Below are 21,591 nucleotides of genomic sequence, written 5' to 3'. Positions count from 1 at the left end.
GCAAGAGGTGTGGGTTGGGAGCTAGGAGAGTGAAGAATATGAAGGTAGAAGGAGCGCGCATCATTGTTGGTGTCTTGCTTTTAGCTGGTATGCTTATTATTGGATTTTCTAATCCTCTAAAAGAGTGGGCCAACATCCCAACGTCCATAACCGTGTTCAAAGGGGAAGAAGTAACGCTACAGCATTCAAAGCGTTTGACAGCAGAACTAGGTGATCATACAAAGTCTGTATTAAAGAATAATACAAGTGAGGCCATGCAAGCTGTTGCCCAAGGTCATGGGGATGTCACGCTCAAAGCAGCAGGTTTTCCTGTTAAAGCTGTATCTGTCAATATATTGCCTGAACGTAAAGTGATCGCTGGTGGTCAATCCATTGGTGTGAAGCTGAATACAAAGGGTGTATTAGTTGTAGGGCATCATTTAATCAAAACAAACTCAGGTGAAACCTCACCCGGAGAGTCAGCAGGCATTGAAGTTGGAGATATGATTACAAAAATTAATGGTGTTCCCATTGAAAAGATGAGTGAAGTATCTAAAGTTGTTCAACAAGCTGGAGAAGAAGAGCAGCAATTGAAAATAGAATTGAAACGAAACCAACAACCACTTGTAAAAACGTTACACCCAATGAAACCTAGCGGAGAACAGTCTTATCGAATGGGGTTATTTATTCGAGATTCGGCTGCCGGTGTAGGGACTATGACTTTTTATGATCCAGCAACGAAGAAATTTGGAGCTTTAGGACATGTTATTTCCGATTCAGACACTCATAAACCAATTATGGTTCATGATGGAGAAGTTTTGCGCTCATCTGTCTCATCTATTGAGAAAGGGTTACATGGTGACCCTGGTGAAAAGTTAGCAAGCTTTTCAAAAGATCGAGAAATTTTAGGGTCGATCAATAAAAATAGTTCTTTTGGTATTTTTGGTACATTAAACAAAGCGGATCTAAAAAATGAAGTGATGGATGAAGAGCTACCTATTGCTTTATCAAATCAAATAAAAGAAGGTCCAGCCAAAATTCTCACCGTAGTTAGTGGCGAAAAAGTGGAAGAGTTTGATATCGAGATCGTGAATGCCCTCCCACAAAAGCAGCCCGCTACAAAAGGGTTGGTACTAAAAGTAACCGATCCGAAGTTACTTGAAACAACAGGTGGAATTGTCCAGGGAATGAGTGGAAGTCCTATTATTCAAGACGGTAAACTAGTTGGAGCCGTAACTCATGTTTTTGTTAATGACCCAACTTCAGGGTACGGATGTCACATTAGTTGGATGCTTGAAGAAGCAGGCGTTATGCCGAATACACATCAGGCTAAAGCGAGCTAATTCGTTTTAGTCTTTTTTTTGTTATATTAATATAGTCTTAACAGGCATATTCATTATGATTCGACATATTTATATATATAAATAAATATATAATCGAAAGGACACGAATAACAAAGAATAATTAAGTAAATGTAAAAGAAATAGGTTTATTCTAAAAAAATAAAGGACTTACAATCAAACTGTCGAATTGTTTTAGTACAGGAATAATAACACGTGAAAACGAGGAGGATGTTTTGTGGAAAAAATAAATGTGTGTGTTGTGGATGATAATCGTGAGCTGGTTAACTTATTAAGTGAATATATTTCGGCTCAAGATGATATGACTATAGCCGGTGTAGCATATAATGGTCAGGAATGCTTAACCCTAGTGGAAGAAAAACAACCAGATGTCTTGTTACTTGATATTATCATGCCTCATCTAGATGGTTTGGCTGTTCTAGAACGTATTAATCATGGAAACGGACACAAACCTAATATTATCATGCTGACAGCATTTGGTCAGGAAGATGTTACGAAAAAAGCGGTCGATCTTGGGGCTTCGTATTACATCCTGAAGCCATTTGATATGGAGATTCTTGTAGCAAAAGTCCGCGAAATTGGTGGGAAAAAAGCAGGCTTCCCGCAGAAGTCATCATCTTTTTCATTCACACAATTAGCCAGACCGGAAAAACGCTTTAATCTAGATGCAAGTATCACGGCCATCATTCATGAAATTGGTGTTCCAGCCCATATTAAAGGATATATGTATCTGCGTGAAGCGATCACGATGGTTTATAATGATATCGAATTATTAGGGTCTATCACGAAGGTTCTTTACCCAGATATCGGAAAGAAATTTAATACCACATCTAGTCGTGTGGAGCGAGCCATTCGCCATGCCATTGAAGTAGCATGGAGCCGAGGTAATATCGATTCCATCTCTAGTCTATTTGGCTACACCGTTAGCCAATCAAAGGCTAAACCAACCAATAGTGAATTTATTGCCATGGTAGCGGATAAGTTGAGAATTGAGCATAAGGTTGGATAAGGGATGTTTTAGCCTTTTATATCAAGGGTTTTAACAATTTGGTTTAAATTGTAAACCATACGGCGGTGAGCAATAAACATACTTTTAGGGTAATAAACAACTTATAAATAAGCCAATAAATAATTTTGTTGGCTATTTTAAAACCTTCTTTGTTTATGGATGTGATTTCCATATATCAGAGGAGGTTTTTTTGTGTCTATGTCGAGACAGCTTCATCTTCAACTAGATAATTTCATGCTTTATTGCGACAGTAAAAATTAATCGAAAAAAACTCTTAGGAGCTATTATCAGGGATTATCACTTTTTCTCACTTATTGTTCAAGTGAGCACAATCTTCAAAGTGTAGAGGAAATTAAAACCCTACATCTACGCTCGTATTTAAAATATCTGCAGGAGCGTGGCAAATACTCAGTAGTCTCAGACGTTAATTCAATGACTATAAACTATCCAGATCATCGCTCTGACAAAAATAAACCACTGAGTTCAACAACGATTGGAAATTATCTAAGGGTGATAAGAGTATTTCTTAATTTTTTGGTCATGGAGCGAGAAATTAAGAAAAGTCCTGCAGATACAATAAAAAATATTAAAACAGAAAGAAAGATGAAAAAACTACTCTCATCTGGAGAATTGAAGCTAGTGCTAAATCAGTTTGACCGTTCAACATTCCACTGATATCGCAATTGGATACAGACTCGCTTGATACTTGATACGGGATTACGTGCGGGGGAAAGTTGCAATTTAATGCCAGAGCACATTGATTTTTCTACAAAGTCAATATTAGTCGTCAAACCTAAAAATCATAAAGAAAGGTATACGTATTTTAGTGACAAGATGAAGCGAGATTTAAAAAGTTGGGTTAGCTATTATGACCGTTTTTCTGATTCGGAGTTTTTATTTCCAACTATTAGAGGGACGAAGCAAGATGTCACTAATTTTGAGAGGGCATTAGGTAAGGCTGGTAAGACTGTAAATGTAGAAATTGCACCTCACCAACTTAGAAATAATTTTGCTAAGCGATACTTACTTAATGGAGGGGATTTTGCAACTTTATCAAGATTACTCGGACATAGTAGCGCAGAGGTAACTGCACGTGCTTACTTGGATTATTCTGATGAGGAGGTGGGACGCAAATATCAAAAGCATTCGCCTTTAAACAATATGGACATTTAGGGAGGCTAAACCCATCGCTCAATATCCATTCCTGTCACCTGAACTCTCAACTCAGGACTCCACAATCAAGCTAACTAAATCATCCATAGCAGTCTTAAAGCTCCTACACAGGCACTCTGCAAAGCACATTGGTGTCTCATTCATGAGCAAGAATAGTATAGCTGCAAAGCTTGATATTAGTCGCATGACAGTGATTAGGTGTTGTAAGCAATTAGAGAATCTTGGCATCATCAGACAGTTCGAAATGAAGCGCAAAAGTGACATGCAGCAGTCATCTAATGCTATTGTAATCCAGCCTTTTGTGACACAAGAGGAAAAGATTTTCGAGCAAAAATGTGACTCCAATAAAACAACTTCTTTTTCTAAAACAAATACAAAAGATTACGTAGAGAAACCGACCCAACCTCAGATCAAATTTTATGACTTAGACTCTAGTTATGTTCCTGACGAGATAGTGCCAGAAGGATTCAAATTGACTGTTACGCCATTTTAAAATGCTAAAGATACAATTGACCTTTGGAGTAAGGTAAATCTGGTATGTAGCAAAATGAAGCTTAAGCATGATCCTGTAGATTATCTAAATACAGCGATCAGAAGTATTAAGGACACCATTTATCAATCTAAAGTTAAGCATGTCAGAAACTTACTTGGTTACTTTTATGGAATACTCATGGCTAAATTTAGCGTAATTAAGAGGAGAGAGGCAAATAACCTCCCTCTTTTGTTAACTTTAAGTTAACTTCAGTTATTTTTGATACAATATAAGAAAAACAACAGGGGTAATCACTTATGACATTAAAAAGTAAAATTGACATTGGTACTGAGTTTGACGATATTGTAGAATCATTTCCTAGCTTGCTTGAACAACTTGTTGATTCAGATAAACATAATTTTAAAGCACTGACTGAAGGATATATTAAGAATGTATTTAATCGAAGACACCCCGTAGCTGGCGTATATATTATGACAGATGCGGAAGACAATCCATTATACATAGGAAGGTCTAGAAACTTGGCACAACGTATCGGAGTTGACCATAGATCGACTCAGAAGACTCAGGCTAACTTTACTCATAAATTTGCTAAAAACAGTGGTTTAGATGTCCACGCAGCTAGAGAGGTATTATTCAAAACATTATTTGTCAGGTTCGTTGAAATCGAACAACCTGAAGCCAGAGCAATTTTTGAGATCTATGCAACTATGAAAATGAAAACTGATGTTTATAACAGCTTTATAGAACACTAAATGTTTTTAAAATATCGCTCGCTCAATAATTAGTCGGAGATTATACCCTAGTAATCGAATGAGTTAAAAATGATTCGATTTTGCTTTATTTTCTTTTAGTGATAGAGGTAGCTCTTCCCAAAAACTTAGGGAAATTTTAATGCCATACTCGTCTTCGCCCTTACAGATCTCTTCATCACCATCATCACTATATACAGCTTTTTTGTATTTCCCCCCAGTGATACCTGTAGCAATATAATACTCGTAATTTGAGCGTTTTTCCTTGACTTCATCGCAGAGTTCTTTAGGTACATAGCCAATGAAATACTCACTACCAGTTGAGTCCACAAGATAAATTTTAATTGCGTTTGTGTCGAATTTGTTATCTGGCTCATCGACCAAACTACCCATATAAAAAGAAGAAGCGCCATATTGGTATATTTTCTCTCCGAAATATTCTTCTTTTATTTCTTTAGCTGTGAGCCCCTCATAGTTAGATGAAAAATATTCGTCTTCTTCTTTATATTGTTTGATTAGCTTTTTTATTGTCTTCTGAACATCATCTAAAAATGATCCTTTAGCATTGAACGTCATTCTATTTATTGCTTCATCTTTAAATGGAGTAGTTTTAATAGCAGGTTCTACAGGTTCTACCTCTGTACTTGCAACCTCGTTATTTTTAGCTGAGTTATCATCGCTTAGAATTGATTTGAGCCACTTAAACATTTAAATTACCACTCCTTAAAATTCTGATTTCAACCTAAATGATAAAGCATAATAGCTATTTCAAGCTCTCTGTTTCGATCTCCGTTTAAGTGAAAAGAATAGTTTTTCCATGAATCACCGTAAGTATTTAATTCAGTTAGGTAATTATCATGCTCCTTTACGCTATCAAAAGCTGTGGTCAAGACGTTTGAAAACTCTTTATTTTTTACGAACATAATTACTGCTGCCTTAGAGTCTCTCCATGTTAAATAGCCTAAAAGTTGATCAATTGTTTTCAGAAAAGATGCCTTTCCACTCCAAAACTTACACTCACCAATAAATACATTTGAATTTTCGTATCTTAGAAGAATATCTGTCTTTCCTATATCTTATTAAATGTTTCTCCTGTAGCACTGCCTTCAAAATGAGGTTCAAGTTGCATAAGATAATGATCTCTAAGATCTTCTTCACCTTTACCGATGTAAACGGAGGGCTTTCTTTCAAATCCTTTTCCCATATCATTAATGATTTTTAGGATATCCAAATAAGTTTGATGATCTAAGCTGGGCTCAGGTTTATAAACTTGATCTTTAACATTAGGTCTTATTGTAATTGCCTTTTTTGGTCTAGAGATAGGAATAGAGAAAGTATCAGCAACATCGTGAGATCTTTTTAGAGGAACAGTTAATGTACTCTCAATTTCTTTAGTCTTCAATATAGATTCTTTTCGTTTGTCAAATATGCCTTTTGCTACTTTTAGAATATCTGAATTATATTCTTCTAAATCTTTATTTAGGCGATGACAGTTTTCTAAAAGGTATTTCTTCAAACCTTCAAATTCGATATTTATACTGTCTATATTTCTTTCAAACTGTATAAACGAAACTGAAATCTCATTATTTTTAATTGTTAAGTCTGAGGGTAAGGACATTAAAGAAATTGTCGGTTGGATATAGAGCAAACTCTCATCCCCAGTAAAGGGTATGTAAAAAGGGACAGCATTGGGATATCAAAGACATGGAAACTTTCAAAAAAGAAAAATTAGAGCTTTATCAAGAGGAGTTTGTCCTTGAAGGAAGTAACGTTAGTGGCTACTTAGAAACAGTTAAAGAGGTACTTTTAGAATGTGAAAGAGAGTTTAGCGGAATAGAAGCTAATACATACGATTACATCTGCGATCAACTAGAAAACAACGAAGAAGAATAAACATAAAAGGAGCGATTGGATTGATTAAAATTCGAATTACAGGGACGGTATTTAGGTACGATGAGAGCGGAACAATGTCAATAGTTGAACTTACTTATTCAACTACAGATCCTAAACAACAAATTTATGCAAATGGACAAATTCCTATTACGACAGCCGAATTCTTTCAGGCTAGTGGATTAGATTCAATGTCTGATATGGTCAAAGCAAAATTAATTGAGCGATTAGAGGAAACAGAAGAAGAGCCTATCGAACAATAGGATTTTAATATATTTCTTGTGAGTAGTTGACACAGACATGAATTTATTTATAGAATGTCATTAGACACATGCGTCTAATGAGTCTAATGAGGAATTATAGGGTGGGAGTAAAATTGGCAGCTAAGTCAGCAAGAGTTCAGGTTCTTCATGAAACAGCTATTAACAAGGATAAAATCGGTACAAATTGGGTTCTTTGTCTTCAATTTTGTCGATATGTTTATGATAATGGTGATTTACAAGAAGGCTATCGTTTTATATGGAGGAAACCAGACGGTAAATTGCAAGCTGCGAGAGGTCAAGCAAGAATCCCTAAATTGTCAGATGCCTCTAAGTTAATGGAAAAAGCTCAGGCTGAAGGTTGGGGAGAATTAATAGGTAATGATAATAAAGTAGATAATACATAAATACTCTATATTTTTAAGTTTCTTATTCTTTAAAGAAACTCATTTTGGGATTGTTTATGCATAGTTTGCTAAGTAACCATAATCTTAAAGGAGGGCTATTATGTCTAATAAAAAGGTTCCTAATGGTCATGATCTAAGTTATAGAAAAGGTTTTGCTGCTGGCTATGAAGAGGATAAGCGAACAAATAATGAATCTGACAGACCTAGTGATTTACCAAATGGTCATGGATTAAGTTACGATAAAGGTTATGAGGCAGGTAAGAATGCTAGATAGTTTCAATGAAACTCTCATAATGGAGAGTTTTTTTATTTTAATAGAAACAAAACTGCGAACTTAATAAAGGATTTCCTTCTTTTTGTCGAATAATTAGTGTAGATGAAAGTGAGGGAGTTACATGTTAGAGAAGATTGAAGCAGTTAAAGATGCACTCGAAAAAGAAAGCTACCTACCTGCACTATCATTAGCACTTACTCTTCCAGATATTTGTGGACAAATTGAGTACCCTGAGTTTTATATACTGAGAAAGGGCAAAAAAATTAATTTGACTGGCAAGCAGTATAAAACTTGGTTTGATAACTGGGTAAATCATCGCTATGCCGATCCAAGTGGTTGGACCGAAGATTTCCAAAAGGCTAGAAACCCCTATTTTACAGGCGCAATGTGCTACGACTTAAGATGCTCTTTTTTACATTCTGGCAATCTGTCTATAGGAGATTTTGGAGAATCAGAAGATGAAGAGTTTAATTATTCCTACGAATTTGAACTTTGGTTAGCGGGTTGTAACAGTTTCGGAGAATCTTGGACAGAGTCCTCTAGAGACAAAGAAAAAATAAAAAAGACTAGAAATGTAAGCATCGATATAAGCGAACTTTGTAAGAACTTATGTCTTTCGGCAGAGGATTATTATAAATTCAAGGGCAAAGACGCTTTCAAAAATAATGAAATTAGAGTAATTAATATTCAAAATAGTCCTAGTAGAATTAGCATTTTATAGTACAATGCTGCAAGTCAATAGAACAAGAAGACCTTAAACTTTTATTAGGGTCTTCTTTTTAAATATCATTTAGATTGGCGTCTTTGAAGTTCTATAGCAAAACATTCATTAATGTAGATTAACTTTCTTAATAGTTTTGTTTTGGAAATATCGTAGAAACTATACCAAGCAACTATGATAGCACAAATAAATATAAATAGATAAGCAACCGTGTCATTAATGCCATCCACTAAAAGGATAGTTATTAAACTAATGGTAAAAGCAGAGAATGCAAGCATGGTCTGAAATCTAGAACGACAAATTTCAATGTTAAAAGCAAATAAAGGTAATAAAAACCTTATTTGCTCATCGCTTAAACATTTCAAATTATAAAACAGTTGTCTGTTAGTCATTGAGATTATTATGTCGCACATGAGATCTAAATCTTTATGTTTAATCTTTTTTTTAGAAGTGAGTATAAATAAACTCTCATGAAATGATGTAGAAAAATTCTCTTGTTTCAATTAGTATCACCTCCCTTTTATTTAATCGGCATAGAACATTATTACTTTTAATGATTTATTAAGTATCAATGTTAGAAAAGAAAAGCTTCTCTTGTTCTATTAACTTTTTATATTTTAAATATTCTCTTTAGATACCGATGATAAATAAGTAATCATAAGAGGAGGTTTTAAAAATGCTAGTTATATTTATTCTTTTATTTATAGTGTGTTTTGCAACGATGGGCATAGTTCGTTTTCTTGCAACTCAAATTATTAAAAATGAGAAGAGAGCTTTATATTTTGAAATTGTAGGTTATATCATTTTAGCCGTATCTTTTGGTTGGAATGTTGTTGTTCATTTTACAAATGAAATGTCGAGCGGTACCGATTTATACATTATCAATGAGAAATTGAACCAAATGTGGTACTATAATCAAAATTTAGTTCTAGCAATGGATAATAATGATTTTACGAAATTTCATGACTATTCCCATAATGCAAAGAAACAATGGATTTATATTGAAGAGAGTACAATGCTTTTTAGAGAACAAGAAAAAATAGTTGGCTATATAAGCTTGGGCTTGCTGTATTTGTCAGGTATGCTAATTGCTTGTGGTAGAGGACATGAATTATTGGCTAAATTTTTTAATCTAAAGAAAAGACATTAAAACATTCATAATTGGGTGTTTTTAATTTTACCTATAAAAAGAGAGAAGGTGTAAGGACGGTTGGAAAAGGAGGATCTTGATGTGAATGAAAGAGTGAACGATATTGATGATCGAGTTACGAATCTTGAAGTATTTACTGGATCTTTAGATGACAGACTCCTTAAAACAGAAAACATGATGCAAGGTATGCAGACTAAGTTGGCCGAGCATACGGCTCAATCAGCACAAACTGAGTCGACAGTTTTAAAGGAGTCAAGTAAGCAAAAAGAAATGACTCAGAAATTATTGGATTATGTGTTAGAAGATAAAACAGCACTAAGAGAAGGAAAGCAATATAACCGACAACAAATGTGGATATTGTTAGGGAAAATTGGTGGAGCAGGCGGTATTGCCTATGTACTATTTGAACTATTTCAGAGAGCGGTAACAGGGTCTTAGCACATTGCTAAGGCTCTTATTTTATGTGGAGGTGAAATCATGAAAATTAACTGGAAAGTACGGATCAAACAAAAACCTTTTCTAGTAGCCATTGGTTCTGCCCTACTCGTCTTAATTAAAAGCATTGCTGAAGGGTTCGGATATACGTTCCCAGCAGGATTAGTTGAGGATATCGTGACCATTGCAGAGAACGCTTTATACCTACTTATGGTGCTGGGAATTGTGATTGATCCAACAACTGAAGGAGCTGAAGACAGCGACAGGGCTATGAACTATAGTCACCCAATTAAAAAATCTAAGTAAAGGAATGATTTAATGACTAAACACTTACTAATTGCAGGTCACGGAACTAGAAAAAACGGTACATTCGATCCCGGTGCTACAGGATTCATTTCTAAAGGTGAGCATCGTTACATGAAAGAAGATTTGTTCCCTGCTATGAAGAAATTCCTCCCTGAAGGTCACAATGTAGTTTTTCATGATGTTTACAATGTAGTTGATCGTGGAAACATCGTAGCTTTAGCTGCACAACATGGAGCTACTCAAGTAACAGAGTTTCATTTTGACGCAGCTTCAGATGCTTCTGCACGTAAGGGACATGTTATCGTACAAGAAAATAAAACTCCTGATACTATGGACTTGGCTTTCCGTGATGCGATTAAGAAAATGGTTGATGTAAGATACAACCACAAAGGGCATCAAGGAATGAGCGGTAGAACGAATTTAGGTAATGCAAATAGGTCTGTAGGCGCTAACTATTCTTACAGATTGCTAGAGCTTGGCTTTGGTACAAGCAAGAATGACTCAGACATTATGGTTAATAATGTTGATGAGTACGCAAAGGTCTTAGTTGAGACTATTTGTGGTAGCGTAAATGTGCCTAATGAGACTAAGACTGGTGGAACTCAACTAACTTTCCCTACTCCTAAACCCACTCCTACTAAACCAACAGCAAAAACAATTTCTCAAATGGCAGATCAAATTAATGTAGGACAGCACGGAAACGGACATGATAACCGTAGGAAGTCTTTGAATATTAGCCAAGCTGAGTATGATAAAGTAGCTGCAGAGGTTAATCGTAGAGCAGGTGTAAAAGTTGCACCAAAGCCAGCACCTAAACCGAAAAAGACAATTACGCAAATGGCAATTGAGATTGAAAAGGGTGTCCACGGTCAAGGGCATCCTAATAGGCAAAAGTCTTTAGGTATCAACGATGCTGAGTATAAGAAGGTGCGTGATGAAGTAAATAAACGTGCTGGGGCTAGTACACCAAGTAAACCTAAGAAGTCTGTAAGCCAGATGGCTACCGAGATTTTACAAGGTAAGCATGGAAATGGCCATGCCAATAGACAGAAGTCATTAGGCGTGAATAATACTACATACGAACAATTCAAAAAAGAAGTAAATAAGAGAGCGTAATAATAAATTAACCCCAAATTCATGATTACTAGTTCATGAATTTGGGGCAATTTTTTTGTTTATACTCCTCTAAATAAGGGTAACCAATTTATGGAACATCTAGTAGAAATAAATTGGTAAAGGTGTGTTGTTCATGAAAGTTTACGAGAGCGAGTCATTTCACAAGCAACTGGATAGTATGCGCTCTGATATGGAAAGTCAGAAAGAACAAATTGATGATCTTAAATCTTCTATGCAAACATTAGTGAAATCGGGAGCGGATTTTACTGGTCGAGCAGGAGAAGCTGTGAAATCATTTTTTAGTGAAGGGCACATTCCTCTTATTACTAGGTGGCAAGTACTTTTAGATCAATACATAACCACAATAGATAAGATCAAAGAGGAAGCTTCCTCTTTTGACTCAGATCCCCAAGCTGTTATTAAAGAGGAGTTTATTGATGGAGATCTTACTTCGTCTTTGGACTCATTATCTGACACAGTCACTAGCCATGCAGAAGGGTTTAATAATACAATTGCAGAGGTTTCTGATTTAGTTTCGATTCCTCAATTAGATGAATCACAAGTTCAAGAAGGACTAGTGAATCTAAAAATGGATGCAAACGAAACGATGACATCTCTTCATGAGTTTGATCAGCAACAGGTATCCAAATTAGAAGTCATTAAAGATGAGATAAGTCAATTGATGAACTATGTCACTGATTTAAGTACTGCTATAACAGAGGGTGCAATAGACATTACAACTTATTCTACTGGCTCCTTATCAGAAGTACTTCCCGAAAAATCAGCAGAGTATATTGACTACAATATCAAGTACCAAGCTTTCTTAACTAAGTATGAATTTGAACCAAGTACAATAAATCATAACCTCTATACACAACTTAGTAACGCGCAAGGTGGTTATCGGAACTTTACAAATCCATATGCCAATAATGAAGTAAGACTTATGATGATGATGTCTGGATCTATGGGTTTCATTGAAAGTAACCCTGAAATGTACGCTATGTATCAAGAGATTTTAAACGAATTTGTGAGCCAACAATCATACGATGCCGACACACAGATAGCAGGCACACAAGTTTCAAATAACGATATTCACGGGGAAGTTGTGTATGAATGGGATAAAGAACATGGAAATCATGTTCAAGTTAAAGGTACAGAAATAGACTATGATAAACTTGGGATAGAAAATGTAGATACAACGCATGTGAATGGGTATGATGTAAACTATACAATACAAGATGGTCAGTTTATTTTATTTCCAGATAATCCTGATTTACAGTATTACACACAAGATGCGGTTAGAGGTAAGGTAGAAACTGAAGTTGCGAATGGCGCTAGTCTTGTAGCAGATGGAGCCGGTAGTATAGCTTTATTCGGAGGAGTTAGAACCTTTGCTCGTTTACCAGGAGTTTCTAAAGTAGACAAGATATTAGATAATAAAGTTAATCCTTACGTTAAGAATGGAGCTTCTATTTACGGCTCATACAAAGTTCAAAGCAATATACCATACTGGAAAGAGATAGTTGGTACTCCTGTTCCAGATGCAGGTACACAAGAAGTTTTAGTTTATATTAGTGATGATGATGGGGAAAGTTGGGATGGAAAAATGCTAATTACAATTAACCCTGATGAAGAAGTCCGAATTAGAAAAAGTGAGGGATGAATAATGATTAGGTTTATTTTGCTTTCAATAGTTATATTCCTAGCATTGAAATTACTTAGAAAAGATAAGATGAGTTGGAAAGAGACTATAATTGGCATGGCTGTTTTAAGCGTTATATTTATTGTGTTTGAAATGTATGTTTTTGCTTGAAATTTTGGGGAGTAGATTGACTCATTAATTTGGGTTAGTCTACTCCCCATTTTTTTGAATAAGTGTTTTTATTTGTATTAATATGGGTGTATTTTCTGTCATGATATAATTAACTATATTAGATAATCGAAAAGGGGAGAGGTCTTTGTATGATTCCGGTCTATCAAAACTTAGTTTCTCATTATTAATTTCATGTACTGTACTTTTAACTGCATGTTCAGGTTCCATATCTTCATTAACTCAAGGGGATGGAAACGAAGAAGAGTCTACCGAAATAACTAATGAGGGCTTGGATGAATCAACGTTTGATTATGAAGCTCTCTATGAAGAAGATTTCGAGGTAAACAATAACTTCAAATACAAAACTTATCCATTCTTAGATATAGACAAAATAGATTTAGATAAAGTGAATGACGATCTTTTAGCCTTTATTATCGCTGACTTAGGATTAGAGAGTGCTGAAATAACACATGAGAAAGAAGATAAGTCAGTTGCTACAAACGGAACAACAGTCAAAGAGGATGAAGAAGCAGAAGAGATAACCAATGACGAAAGCGGAAACTCAGAATCTGCTGATAGTGAATCCTCCCAACTTGAAGAAGCGCAAGATGAAGTAGAGGTTTCAGAAGAGGAATCCAAGGAAGAAGAATCAGGTGAAGAGAATGGGGAAATTCTAGATGGGGATTCAGCAGAGGATGGAGGATGGATTGAAGGTAAGGGATATACTTGGGAGTCTTATTTAGGTCAACCAGTCTCAAATATAGTTATCGATCCTGAAACTAGAATTGGTGTACCTCACTTATATAATCCAGCTTCAGACGACTTTAGATATTATCCTTTATTAGGGGGAAATTCGGAATGTCATGCGGAATATTGTATAATTCCAAATACTTTACCTAGTACAGCGTTCTTTGGTGAAGATGGTTATATCTACGATACAGAATATGCTGGAACATGGGAGTACTTTGATGGTGAATGGATTTGGTATGGATGGAACCATCTGTAAACAAAAGTAGAAGAGAGGGGAAACCTTCTCTTTTTCTTATATAAAAATCTTTTTATTATGCTATGCTACAAACGGTTCAATTTTAACAGTGATGGAGTGTGTAAATAATGATCGAAGTGAAAATAGATGAGAAAGAAATTAAAAAAATATTTTTGGAAGAGATCGAGAAACACATAAAAAAGATTGAGAATGAAACATTATTCTGGGACACAGATGATCTCATGAAAAATACAAAGATGTGTTGGAATACAATTCAAGAAAAATTCTTTTTTGATCCAAGATTCCCAAAAAGGAAAGTGGGAAGACGTTGGATGTTTCCTGCAGAGAAGACAAAGAAGTTTTTACTTGAATGGATTGATGAGCAGCCAAATCATTAGAAGTGCCTTTAGCAATAGATTAATTTATTAATATTGGAAGATCTAATTCATGTTTTTTCTTTTATATATTGTATTCATTAGCAGAAATAAGCTTTCAACGGCTCTAAGTTTTTAATGTGTATACATAGCTATTACTATTATTTTTGTTATTTAACCAATCGTAAAACTCTCGCTTATTAGCCTTAAAACTCCTACCAAAACGTAGAACTGTAAACTCTCCAGAATGCATTAATTCGTAAACAGTGTCACGACCTAGTCCTGTGATTTTTTTAATATCTGTAACTGTTAGTAATTCTTTTTCAAGTTTTTCCGGCACATTAATTCCTCCTAATTAAAAAGGCCAAGGCGTATAGGGGTATAAAACAAGCCACATTTAGTCACCGTAATTTATTCTTTTATTACACTGCTTGTTTTATCTCCTTGGTTACTATTAATCTATCATTTTAATTTATAATATTCAATTTAAAGTATTTTAAGATTAATAATGTAAAATACAGTAATCAGGAAGAGGCGAGTTTACAGTTTATCAATTTGGAAACAAATTAATGGCTTTAGAGAAGAATTTTTATGATTGGTTATATAATGAAAAGAAAAAGAAGAATACATACGTTTTTAAGGATAGAGGAATTAAGAAAGACGATTAGAATAAATAAAATATACTTATGGAAAGTGAAACCTTTTTCTGAAGATAGCGTATTAGGTTATGTAAAAGGAAAGAGAGCAGTGGCGGGAACCAATGCTTCATAATAAATTGTTAATTGATTTTAATGCTTTCAAGTGATACATTATCTTCAGTATTATAAGACGATCTAAAGCTAACAATACTATCTTCTGTGGTTGCCGCCACATTAGATAAGCCGAGGTGTGGAATTAGCTCTGCCAAAGTGCTCCACGCCTTCTCTTCAAGATTATCCGTCTCATAAGCTGTAAACTCTTTATTGAGATTATAAATAATTTGAGCATCGTGAATGTCTACAACTGCATTAGGTAATTTTAGAGCTTTATGTTCAATCTTGCTTTTAAATAAGTAATCGCTAGGCTCTAAGATAACTAACCTTTTGATACCATCTTCTGCAAAGTCTTCTTGATTAAAGTCGATGGTTACAGTAGAAGTAATACTTTCCTTTGTGAACTTATCACCAGTAAGAGTTTTTGCTGTAACGTTATCAACTACTTTAAATTCAGCTGCATAGTTTTGCTTAAAAATTTGCTTGTGAGTACCAGTTGTATTCATTTCAAGTTTTACCGTGTTTTCAAGGTCAACATCCCACTCAACAGGAAATAAAGGATAAGTTGCTTCATGTAAACGGTAGTGTTCAGCAAAGTTTGCTTCATAAACTTCAACTTCATCATCAGAGTCAGAGGTAAATACATAAGGTGTATCTAACACCATCGTAACAAAGACGATCTTATAACCTATTTCAATATCAATTCCTTCAACATCGTCCCATTCTTCGTTAACAGCTTCATCATAGGAAATTTCGTTAGTGACTTCAATTGAGTATTGATCTGTTGAAAGAGAATCTTCAATATGGTCGTATTCGGGTGATGGTTGAGTCCAAAGTGTAAGCTCACCAATTGCATCTTTAGTAACTTCAAAACCTGCTTTCATTTTAAAAACTAGTTCAAGATGTGTTTTCGTTTCAGCAAAATAATGACGTACCTCTTTAGATTTGATGATTGTTTGCATAAGTAGAACATCTCCTTTTTTTTTGTAAGTCAAGTACGATTAACCGTACTTGATTTGTATTCGCATTATTGCATGTAGTAAAAAATGGGTCAACCCCTAAATTTAAAAAAACTACGAGGTGATTAACATGGAAAATAGAAATAATACTTCTCTTTATCCTGATTATTCAGGACTTGATAAAAAATTAGCTGAGAAAGGGAAAATGAAAATTAATTTAAGAGAGGATCTAAATTTATCTCCGGGTACTGTTTCTAAATTGGGTAGGGGAGAATTTGTTAATTTAAAAACACTGGCTTTGATTTGTGGATACCTAGATTGTGCGATTGAGGATGTTGTGGAGTTTAAGAAAAGATAATTGTTGACAAGTATTTTTAGCGTGGTAATATTTACATAAGCTTACGCTAGTGAGCAATAAACATCGGAAATCAAACCTATAAACATCTAAGGTTTATAAGGTGTTTGAAACTCTAAAAGTACTGCTACACCAACCCATACACCGTTAGCCAATCAAAGGCTAAACCAACCAATAGTGAATTTATTGCCATGGTAGCGGATAAGTTGAGAATTGAGCATAAGGTTGGATAATACGTAATTAACGTTGATTTAACAGTGGTTTGATCGGTATGGGGTAATTAGGAAACCGTACACTGTTGACCAACCAACGCATTTTTAAGCCAATAAACATCATACTTAAATATCAACTTATACTTACGTTGATTGCCTCCTTTGTTTGTGGATGAGACCGCAGATGAAGGAGGCTTTTTTATGCTTAAAAACAATTCAATGCGAAATTTAGAACGGAGTTTAGATAATTTTTTGCTGCATTGTGACAGTAAACAGTTAACAAAAAAGACGATAAGGAGTTACCATCAAGACATTATGCTTTTTCTCACTTACATTCATGAAGAACAGCTTAGATTTAAGCAAGCAAAATAACCTTTTGGTATCATAATTTAAAAGTAATGATCCCTTAATAATTAAAATTTTTATTCCCTACCGCACATGCATCAGCTTTAGGTTTATTCATATTCCATAACCCAATGTTTCTCTCCTGGGTTACCTTCCTCAACAACTTTTTTCCAACCATTATTCACATAGAAACTTAATGCTTTTTGATTTTCAGTTACACATTTTAATCTTAATGGTTTATTCATTTTTTCTATGGATGCATTAACCAATTGACCACCTACGCCTTTACCAGAGAAATCTGGGTGAACGAATAAATGATGTATAAAATTATCTGGTACGTATAAAGAAACAAATCCAAGGATATGAGAATTTTCCTCCGCTAAAATTATATACTCTCCTACAGTATGCTTATCGAAATCTTCTAGAGTCATGTCTTCTTTATCCACCCAATGAAAACTATTGCGCCGAGATTCTAAGTATATCAATCTTAACGCAGGGTAATCTAATTTACTTGCTACTCTAATATTCATAATTTCAATCTCTCTCTTCTATATGATCATTAACTGTGTTTAGATCAGGTAAGGATGCAAACATTTCCTCTGCATCAGCCATCGTTACTGGCCTTAATATCAATCGTTCAGTTACTAACTTTTGATTTTGAAATTAGTCAATTCGAACGCTACATACCAATTAACATACATTTAGGCAATAAACAACTTAAAGTAAGATCAACAACCTACTGAGTTGATCTCAAAACCTTCAATGTTAATGGATATACTATCCATTAACATTGAAGGTTTTTTCGTTTCTGGATTATTGAAGACCAACTTTTGTATTTGCTCTTCTTATCGGTAGATCCACTACATATATTGAATGGACACTGTGTGTAAGGGCAGATAGGGGAGATAAGGTTGAGGCTAAAGGTACATTGGACCATTCTTGTTTTACTTTCTATGGTTATCATGTTAATTTTTGTTTCCTGTACGCGCATGAAAGCAACCAAAGAAATGTCTACAGAAGCAACATTTATTGCACCAGCGCCTGAGGATAAAGACTTTTTAACGTATTACAAAATGGAGAACCCTTTTGAAGGAGAACATACCATTAACGAAGAATTAAAGATGGTGTTAGATGGTCGAGAACCCATAATGATGGATGACTACAGCGTTCAGTTTGCTCCATTACTGGAAGATCAAGCAACGTGTAGCGCTTGGATCTGTTTGCCGGTAAGTAGCTTACCAGATACAGCGTATTTTGCTGAAGATGGATATATCTATGATCGTGAAACCCCTGGATTGTGGAGCTTTAAGTGGGACGAGAATCATGAGGAGACATGGACCCTACGTGCATTTTATACAAAGAAGCCAGCTGACTAAACAGCTGGCTTCTTTAGTGTGTGTCAATGAAGGTGCTTTTTTCTGATCATCCTTGTGAGTGAAAATCGAAAAGCGGCAATCCCACCAAAAAGAATGGCAACCGCAGTGATGTATAGAAAAAGGGTTAGGGTTTGGACTCCTATCTACTGTTAGGTTTCTCTTGTAGTTTTAGAACGGCTAATCCGGACAATATTAAAGATGCTGGATGCGCCAATGATCATGCCTAAGATTAAATACATGACTCCTCTGTCCATAAATGTAGTGGATAAAAAATAAGCTGTGATTACTCCGATTGCAAAAAGTAAAATCAAGCTGTGGAAGGTTATTAATAATCGTTTTGACAAAATGGTCTCTCCTTCATTTTCCAGTTGGCCATTATTATATCTAAGAATGAAGGAGATATGCAATCATTCATTGATCAAAAGACAAAGATCATATGGTGAATTTATTCCTAGATGCATAGTAAAATTCATTGATTTGTACATACTAAGCCGAAACAAGGTGTGTGGAGGCTGTTATGAAACTGAGTATAAGAGGACAGGTCTATGAAGGAGAACGAAGTAAGCTGTTAATGCAAGAGCTGCCTATGGGTTCGATCGCACTTCTTTGGCATGAAGATCTTGATTCATTAACAACAGATGCTTTACTTGAAAAGAAGGTCAAAGCGGTTATAAATCGGAAACGTTCGATGAGTGGGCGTTATGAACACGGAGAAGTTAGCAGACTGTTAGAAGCGGGAATTGCTGTGTTTGATGTTGCGAATTGGGTTGGGGCAAGTTATCTATTGAAGAATGAGTCGGTTTGGATTATGAATAATCGCTTGTATCTATCTCAAAACGATACGTTTGCGGTGATTGCAGAGCTCGATCAATATGATGAACAGAGAATTGAAGAATTACGTCTCCGAGCGCAGACAACGTATCAGGATCTGTTAACAAACTTTGTCTCTAATACGTTAGAGCATGCGAATCGAGAGGCTGAGTATTTTGTGGCACCACCACTGATTCCAAGTTGTTTTCAACAGATTAAATCAAGGCAGGTTCTTATTGTTGCTAGACATGCTCATTACAAACGCGACTTAAAAGCGATGCGCCGCTGGCTCGTCTTAACAAATCCGCTCATTATTGCGGTAGATGGAGCGGCTGATGGACTGCTAGAAGTAGGGTTCTTGCCTGAGTATATTATAGGAGACATGGATTCAGTTTCTGATAAGGCCCTTCAATGCGGAGCGCAGTTAATCTGTCATACGTACCCAGACGGCTCTTCTCCGGGTATGGAACGGCTACGGACGATTGGTATCGAAGCGAGTGAACTATCCTTTATTGGTACTAGTGAAGATGTGGCCATTATGTCTGCCTATTGGGCAGGAGCCGAGCACTTATATTTAATTGGTTGTCGGAGCGGAATGAAAGATTTCTTAGAGAAGCAACGAAATGGAATGGGGTCTAGTGTTTTGGCACGAATCGAAGCAGGTGACCGAATGACTGATTTAAAAGGGATTCATCAGTTGTTTGAGGGGACTACATTTTCTTCACAGATGCAACGAATCAATCACGATTTAAAAGAAGAGTGGACCGAGCTGAGAGATATAGTCGGACGAGGGTATCGCTTGCTCTTAAAAAAAGGAGCGATCCGTCATGACTAGAGTGTCGATCGTTATTCCTGCTTATAATGAGCAAGACCGACTAGCGAATACGATCAACGCTGTACGATCGTTGCCTTTTCAGCATGAACTCATTTGTGTAAACGATGGCAGTGTGGATCATACGGCTGAAATTGCAGAAGAACTGGCTGATGTTTGTATTCATCTGCCTAAAAATCAAGGCAAAGGCCATGCATTACAAGCAGGTTGGAAACAGGCTAAAGGGATGTACATCCTTTGTCTCGATGCTGATCTGCAAGATACCGCATCAGAGGCAGCCGTATTACTGGAGCCAGTTATGAACAAGCGAGCTGACTTAACCATCTCTAAAATGCCGCAAAGAGGCAATGGGGGACGTGGATTAGTCAAACATCGTGTTCAAAAAGAAATTCATCGGCACACGGGGGTGTGGTTAGATGCCCCCCTTTCTGGTCAACGGGCTTTTCAACGCCAATGGCTGAGACTGTTATTAAGTCGATCATATTCCGGGTATGGCATTGAGACGATGATGTGTTTACACATGCTTAAGGGTGGAGCCAGGTTGTTAGAGGTTGAATCGACGATGAGGCATCGAGAAATGGGACGTTATTTGCCTGGAATGATGCATCGGTTTAAACAATGGCGTCATATCGAAAAGCAGTTACGAGGAGAGACGGTATGATTCTACTTATGTTAACGATTCCGATCATTGCATTTACAAGTATGTGCGCATTCTATGAAGCAAAGTGGACGGTCCCAAATTATGAACAACGTACGCTTCCTTACAGTTTAGGTGTGGTTGTTGTGTATGGATATGCTGTGATGTGTGCATTTCCTCCAAGTGATTCCGTTGTATTTTCCTATTTGTCATTAGGATATGTTTTGGGGATTTGGATCATTGGATTCGTGGATGACCGGTATGGGAAATCACAGCCAAAGGGGATACGAGGGCATGTTCAATTGCTGATACAAGACCGGACATGGACGACTGGACTGATCAAAGCGGTTGGTACGATTGTCCTTGCTGGAGTGTATACGTTTTTCAGTCAACCTCAATCTGCTACTACAAGTATCTTTATGTTTCTACTATTGTGTCTACTGCCTCATGTAATGAATTTATTTGATACAAGACCATTACGTGTTTGGAAGATATCGCTTTTAGCCTCTGCTGTTATTGTTGCATTTATGCCACTGCCGTCTTTTTCAACACTATTGTACGTTTTAACGATCTTTTATTTAGTATATGTACTAGAAGGAGAGAAGAAGGCGATTTTAGGTGATAATGGGGCGACATCCTGTGGGGCCATTATTGCGATTTGGCTGACTCACGAGGGGACAAGCGAATTACAGTGGTTTAGCGCAGTGATCTTGTTTTTGTTGCTATTAACAGCTGAAAGAGTGTCCTTCTCAGAATGGATTGCAAAAAGAAGAGTGTTACGTTGGATGGATGGGCTAGGGGTCGTCAAGAAATCATGA

Annotated in this window: 28 protein-coding genes and 2 pseudogenes; 23 read left to right on the top strand and 7 right to left on the bottom strand. The window is 36.0% G+C overall.

Annotated elements, in window-relative coordinates; all coding sequences use genetic code 11:
- Positions 1-38 precede the first annotated feature (38 nt).
- From spoIVB to J2S05_RS18390, 5 genes and pseudogenes are all read left to right on the top strand, one after another.
- Positions 39-1,322, top strand: a complete 1,284-nt coding sequence (gene spoIVB, locus J2S05_RS18410; protein WP_306985415.1) for a SpoIVB peptidase — start codon at positions 39-41, stop codon at positions 1,320-1,322.
- Between the two features lie 235 nt (positions 1,323-1,557).
- The gene (gene spo0A / locus J2S05_RS18405; RefSeq protein ID WP_306985413.1) at positions 1,558-2,349 is read left to right on the top strand and encodes a sporulation transcription factor Spo0A; all 792 of its coding nucleotides are present in this window, start codon (positions 1,558-1,560) and stop codon (positions 2,347-2,349) included.
- A gap of 198 nt (positions 2,350-2,547) precedes the next feature.
- Positions 2,548-3,522, top strand: a pseudogene (locus J2S05_RS18400) (tyrosine-type recombinase/integrase).
- A complete protein-coding gene (locus J2S05_RS18395; RefSeq protein WP_306985553.1) occupies positions 3,509-4,015 on the top strand; it encodes a transcriptional repressor in 507 nt (168 codons plus the stop codon). The pseudogene J2S05_RS18400 and the gene J2S05_RS18395 overlap by 14 nt, the downstream one beginning before the upstream one ends.
- Positions 4,016-4,311: 296 nt before the next feature.
- The gene (locus J2S05_RS18390; RefSeq protein ID WP_306985411.1) at positions 4,312-4,767 is read left to right on the top strand and encodes a GIY-YIG nuclease family protein; all 456 of its coding nucleotides are present in this window, start codon (positions 4,312-4,314) and stop codon (positions 4,765-4,767) included.
- A gap of 63 nt (positions 4,768-4,830) precedes the next feature.
- Here J2S05_RS18390 and J2S05_RS18385 read toward each other — a convergent pair whose 3' ends face one another.
- Both J2S05_RS18385 and J2S05_RS18380 read right to left on the bottom strand, forming a co-directional pair.
- Positions 4,831-5,472 (bottom strand): hypothetical protein, encoded by a 642-nt coding sequence (locus J2S05_RS18385; protein WP_306985408.1) that lies wholly within the window; start codon positions 5,470-5,472, stop codon positions 4,831-4,833.
- A gap of 361 nt (positions 5,473-5,833) precedes the next feature.
- A complete protein-coding gene (locus J2S05_RS18380) occupies positions 5,834-6,412 on the bottom strand; it encodes a hypothetical protein (RefSeq protein WP_306985406.1) in 579 nt (192 codons plus the stop codon).
- A 56-nt stretch (positions 6,413-6,468) separates the two neighbouring features.
- On the opposite strand from J2S05_RS18380, the gene J2S05_RS18375 reads away from it, so the two are divergent.
- The 5 genes from J2S05_RS18375 to J2S05_RS18355 all read left to right on the top strand — a co-directional run bounded on the left by J2S05_RS18375 (position 6,469) and on the right by J2S05_RS18355 (position 8,316).
- Positions 6,469-6,657 carry a hypothetical protein gene (locus tag J2S05_RS18375; protein ID WP_306985404.1) on the top strand — a complete coding sequence of 63 codons (189 nt, stop codon included), beginning with the start codon at positions 6,469-6,471 and terminating at the stop codon, positions 6,655-6,657.
- Positions 6,658-6,677: 20 nt separating this feature from the next.
- On the top strand, positions 6,678-6,917 hold the full coding sequence (locus J2S05_RS18370; RefSeq protein WP_306985403.1) for a hypothetical protein: 240 nt from the start codon (positions 6,678-6,680) through the stop codon (positions 6,915-6,917).
- Between the two features lie 113 nt (positions 6,918-7,030).
- A complete protein-coding gene (locus tag J2S05_RS18365) occupies positions 7,031-7,321 on the top strand; it encodes a hypothetical protein (protein ID WP_306985401.1) in 291 nt (96 codons plus the stop codon).
- 100 nt (positions 7,322-7,421) lie between these two features.
- Positions 7,422-7,595, top strand: a complete 174-nt coding sequence (locus tag J2S05_RS18360) for a hypothetical protein (RefSeq protein ID WP_306985399.1) — start codon at positions 7,422-7,424, stop codon at positions 7,593-7,595.
- 121 nt (positions 7,596-7,716) lie between these two features.
- Positions 7,717-8,316, top strand: coding sequence for a hypothetical protein (locus J2S05_RS18355; protein ID WP_306985397.1), 600 nt, complete (start codon positions 7,717-7,719; stop codon positions 8,314-8,316).
- A 65-nt stretch (positions 8,317-8,381) separates the two neighbouring features.
- Here the strand turns inward: J2S05_RS18355 and J2S05_RS18350 are convergent, their stop codons facing one another.
- Positions 8,382-8,819, bottom strand: coding sequence for a hypothetical protein (locus J2S05_RS18350; RefSeq protein WP_306985395.1), 438 nt, complete (start codon positions 8,817-8,819; stop codon positions 8,382-8,384).
- Between the two features lie 173 nt (positions 8,820-8,992).
- Here J2S05_RS18350 and J2S05_RS18345 point away from each other — a divergent pair, with 173 nt between their 5' ends.
- The 7 genes from J2S05_RS18345 to J2S05_RS18315 all read left to right on the top strand — a co-directional run bounded on the left by J2S05_RS18345 (position 8,993) and on the right by J2S05_RS18315 (position 14,519).
- Entirely contained in the window at positions 8,993-9,466 is a 474-nt protein-coding gene (locus J2S05_RS18345; protein WP_306985393.1) for a hypothetical protein, read from the top strand.
- A gap of 81 nt (positions 9,467-9,547) precedes the next feature.
- Positions 9,548-9,904, top strand: coding sequence for a hypothetical protein (locus tag J2S05_RS18340; protein ID WP_306985391.1), 357 nt, complete (start codon positions 9,548-9,550; stop codon positions 9,902-9,904).
- 39 nt (positions 9,905-9,943) lie between these two features.
- Positions 9,944-10,207 (top strand): phage holin, encoded by a 264-nt coding sequence (locus tag J2S05_RS18335; RefSeq protein ID WP_306985389.1) that lies wholly within the window; start codon positions 9,944-9,946, stop codon positions 10,205-10,207.
- 12 nt (positions 10,208-10,219) lie between these two features.
- A complete protein-coding gene (locus J2S05_RS18330) occupies positions 10,220-11,323 on the top strand; it encodes an N-acetylmuramoyl-L-alanine amidase (RefSeq protein WP_306985387.1) in 1,104 nt (367 codons plus the stop codon).
- Positions 11,324-11,456: 133 nt separating this feature from the next.
- A complete protein-coding gene (locus J2S05_RS18325) occupies positions 11,457-12,986 on the top strand; it encodes an LXG domain-containing protein (RefSeq protein ID WP_306985385.1) in 1,530 nt (509 codons plus the stop codon).
- Positions 12,987-13,281: 295 nt separating this feature from the next.
- Complete coding sequence (locus tag J2S05_RS18320; protein ID WP_306985383.1) at positions 13,282-14,142, top strand: hypothetical protein; 861 nt, start codon at positions 13,282-13,284, stop codon at positions 14,140-14,142.
- Positions 14,143-14,249: 107 nt separating this feature from the next.
- A complete protein-coding gene (locus J2S05_RS18315) occupies positions 14,250-14,519 on the top strand; it encodes a group-specific protein (protein ID WP_306985381.1) in 270 nt (89 codons plus the stop codon).
- A gap of 103 nt (positions 14,520-14,622) precedes the next feature.
- On the opposite strand, the gene J2S05_RS18310 is transcribed toward J2S05_RS18315, so the two are convergent.
- Together J2S05_RS18310 and J2S05_RS18305 are read right to left on the bottom strand one after the other, a co-directional pair.
- A complete protein-coding gene (locus J2S05_RS18310; protein WP_306985379.1) occupies positions 14,623-14,835 on the bottom strand; it encodes a helix-turn-helix transcriptional regulator in 213 nt (70 codons plus the stop codon).
- Between the two features lie 438 nt (positions 14,836-15,273).
- The gene (locus J2S05_RS18305) at positions 15,274-16,209 is read right to left on the bottom strand and encodes a hypothetical protein (protein ID WP_306985377.1); all 936 of its coding nucleotides are present in this window, start codon (positions 16,207-16,209) and stop codon (positions 15,274-15,276) included.
- 127 nt (positions 16,210-16,336) lie between these two features.
- Here J2S05_RS18305 and J2S05_RS18300 point away from each other — a divergent pair, with 127 nt between their 5' ends.
- On the top strand, positions 16,337-16,564 hold the full coding sequence (locus J2S05_RS18300; protein ID WP_306985375.1) for a helix-turn-helix domain-containing protein: 228 nt from the start codon (positions 16,337-16,339) through the stop codon (positions 16,562-16,564).
- Between the two features lie 137 nt (positions 16,565-16,701).
- Positions 16,702-16,794: pseudogene (locus J2S05_RS18295) on the top strand (sporulation transcription factor Spo0A); the annotation flags it as partial.
- 434 nt (positions 16,795-17,228) lie between these two features.
- Here the strand turns inward: J2S05_RS18295 and J2S05_RS18290 are convergent.
- Positions 17,229-17,648 carry a GNAT family N-acetyltransferase gene (locus J2S05_RS18290; RefSeq protein WP_306985373.1) on the bottom strand — a complete coding sequence of 140 codons (420 nt, stop codon included), beginning with the start codon at positions 17,646-17,648 and terminating at the stop codon, positions 17,229-17,231.
- A 381-nt stretch (positions 17,649-18,029) separates the two neighbouring features.
- Between J2S05_RS18290 and J2S05_RS18285 the strand changes: the two genes are divergently transcribed.
- A complete protein-coding gene (locus tag J2S05_RS18285) occupies positions 18,030-18,494 on the top strand; it encodes a hypothetical protein (RefSeq protein ID WP_306985370.1) in 465 nt (154 codons plus the stop codon).
- A 149-nt stretch (positions 18,495-18,643) separates the two neighbouring features.
- Here the strand turns inward: J2S05_RS18285 and J2S05_RS18280 are convergent, their stop codons facing one another.
- The gene (locus tag J2S05_RS18280) at positions 18,644-18,838 is read right to left on the bottom strand and encodes a hypothetical protein (RefSeq protein ID WP_306985369.1); all 195 of its coding nucleotides are present in this window, start codon (positions 18,836-18,838) and stop codon (positions 18,644-18,646) included.
- Positions 18,839-19,011: 173 nt separating this feature from the next.
- Here J2S05_RS18280 and steA point away from each other — a divergent pair, with 173 nt between their 5' ends.
- From steA to J2S05_RS18265, 3 genes are read left to right on the top strand one after another with little or no spacing between them, the layout of a single operon-like run.
- The gene (gene steA, locus J2S05_RS18275; RefSeq protein ID WP_306985367.1) at positions 19,012-20,139 is read left to right on the top strand and encodes a putative cytokinetic ring protein SteA; all 1,128 of its coding nucleotides are present in this window, start codon (positions 19,012-19,014) and stop codon (positions 20,137-20,139) included.
- Positions 20,132-20,797 (top strand): glycosyltransferase family 2 protein, encoded by a 666-nt coding sequence (locus J2S05_RS18270; protein ID WP_306985364.1) that lies wholly within the window; start codon positions 20,132-20,134, stop codon positions 20,795-20,797. The genes steA and J2S05_RS18270 overlap by 8 nt, the downstream gene beginning before the upstream one ends.
- Positions 20,794-21,591 (top strand): hypothetical protein, encoded by a 798-nt coding sequence (locus tag J2S05_RS18265; protein ID WP_306985362.1) that lies wholly within the window; start codon positions 20,794-20,796, stop codon positions 21,589-21,591. Before J2S05_RS18270 ends, J2S05_RS18265 begins: the two co-directional genes overlap by 4 nt.

This window comes from Alkalicoccobacillus murimartini, from assembly GCF_030813245.1.
Lineage (GTDB): Bacteria > Bacillota > Bacilli > Bacillales > Bacillaceae_D > Alkalicoccobacillus > Alkalicoccobacillus murimartini.
Note: the sequence above shows the minus strand (reverse complement) of the source record. Positions and strands in the feature narration are given on the sequence as shown.

Bases quoted from the DNA above. Each gene is read 5' to 3' on its own strand.
- spoIVB (WP_306985415.1), top strand. From the start codon at position 39: ATGAAGGTAGAAGGAGCGCGCATCATTGTTGGTGTCTTGCTTTTAGCT.
- J2S05_RS18390 (WP_306985411.1), top strand. From the start codon at position 4,312: ATGACATTAAAAAGTAAAATTGACATTGGTACTGAGTTTGACGATATT.
- J2S05_RS18385 (WP_306985408.1), bottom strand. From the start codon at position 5,472: ATGTTTAAGTGGCTCAAATCAATTCTAAGCGATGATAACTCAGCTAAA.
- J2S05_RS18375 (WP_306985404.1), top strand. From the start codon at position 6,469: ATGGAAACTTTCAAAAAAGAAAAATTAGAGCTTTATCAAGAGGAGTTT.
- J2S05_RS18360 (WP_306985399.1), top strand. From the start codon at position 7,422: ATGTCTAATAAAAAGGTTCCTAATGGTCATGATCTAAGTTATAGAAAA.
- J2S05_RS18355 (WP_306985397.1), top strand. From the start codon at position 7,717: ATGTTAGAGAAGATTGAAGCAGTTAAAGATGCACTCGAAAAAGAAAGC.
- J2S05_RS18345 (WP_306985393.1), top strand. From the start codon at position 8,993: ATGCTAGTTATATTTATTCTTTTATTTATAGTGTGTTTTGCAACGATG.
- J2S05_RS18335 (WP_306985389.1), top strand. From the start codon at position 9,944: ATGAAAATTAACTGGAAAGTACGGATCAAACAAAAACCTTTTCTAGTA.
- J2S05_RS18330 (WP_306985387.1), top strand. From the start codon at position 10,220: ATGACTAAACACTTACTAATTGCAGGTCACGGAACTAGAAAAAACGGT.
- J2S05_RS18325 (WP_306985385.1), top strand. From the start codon at position 11,457: ATGAAAGTTTACGAGAGCGAGTCATTTCACAAGCAACTGGATAGTATG.
- J2S05_RS18315 (WP_306985381.1), top strand. From the start codon at position 14,250: ATGATCGAAGTGAAAATAGATGAGAAAGAAATTAAAAAAATATTTTTG.
- J2S05_RS18305 (WP_306985377.1), bottom strand. From the start codon at position 16,209: ATGCAAACAATCATCAAATCTAAAGAGGTACGTCATTATTTTGCTGAA.
- J2S05_RS18300 (WP_306985375.1), top strand. From the start codon at position 16,337: ATGGAAAATAGAAATAATACTTCTCTTTATCCTGATTATTCAGGACTT.
- J2S05_RS18290 (WP_306985373.1), bottom strand. From the start codon at position 17,648: ATGAATATTAGAGTAGCAAGTAAATTAGATTACCCTGCGTTAAGATTG.
- steA (WP_306985367.1), top strand. From the start codon at position 19,012: ATGAAACTGAGTATAAGAGGACAGGTCTATGAAGGAGAACGAAGTAAG.
- J2S05_RS18270 (WP_306985364.1), top strand. From the start codon at position 20,132: ATGACTAGAGTGTCGATCGTTATTCCTGCTTATAATGAGCAAGACCGA.
- J2S05_RS18265 (WP_306985362.1), top strand. From the start codon at position 20,794: ATGATTCTACTTATGTTAACGATTCCGATCATTGCATTTACAAGTATG.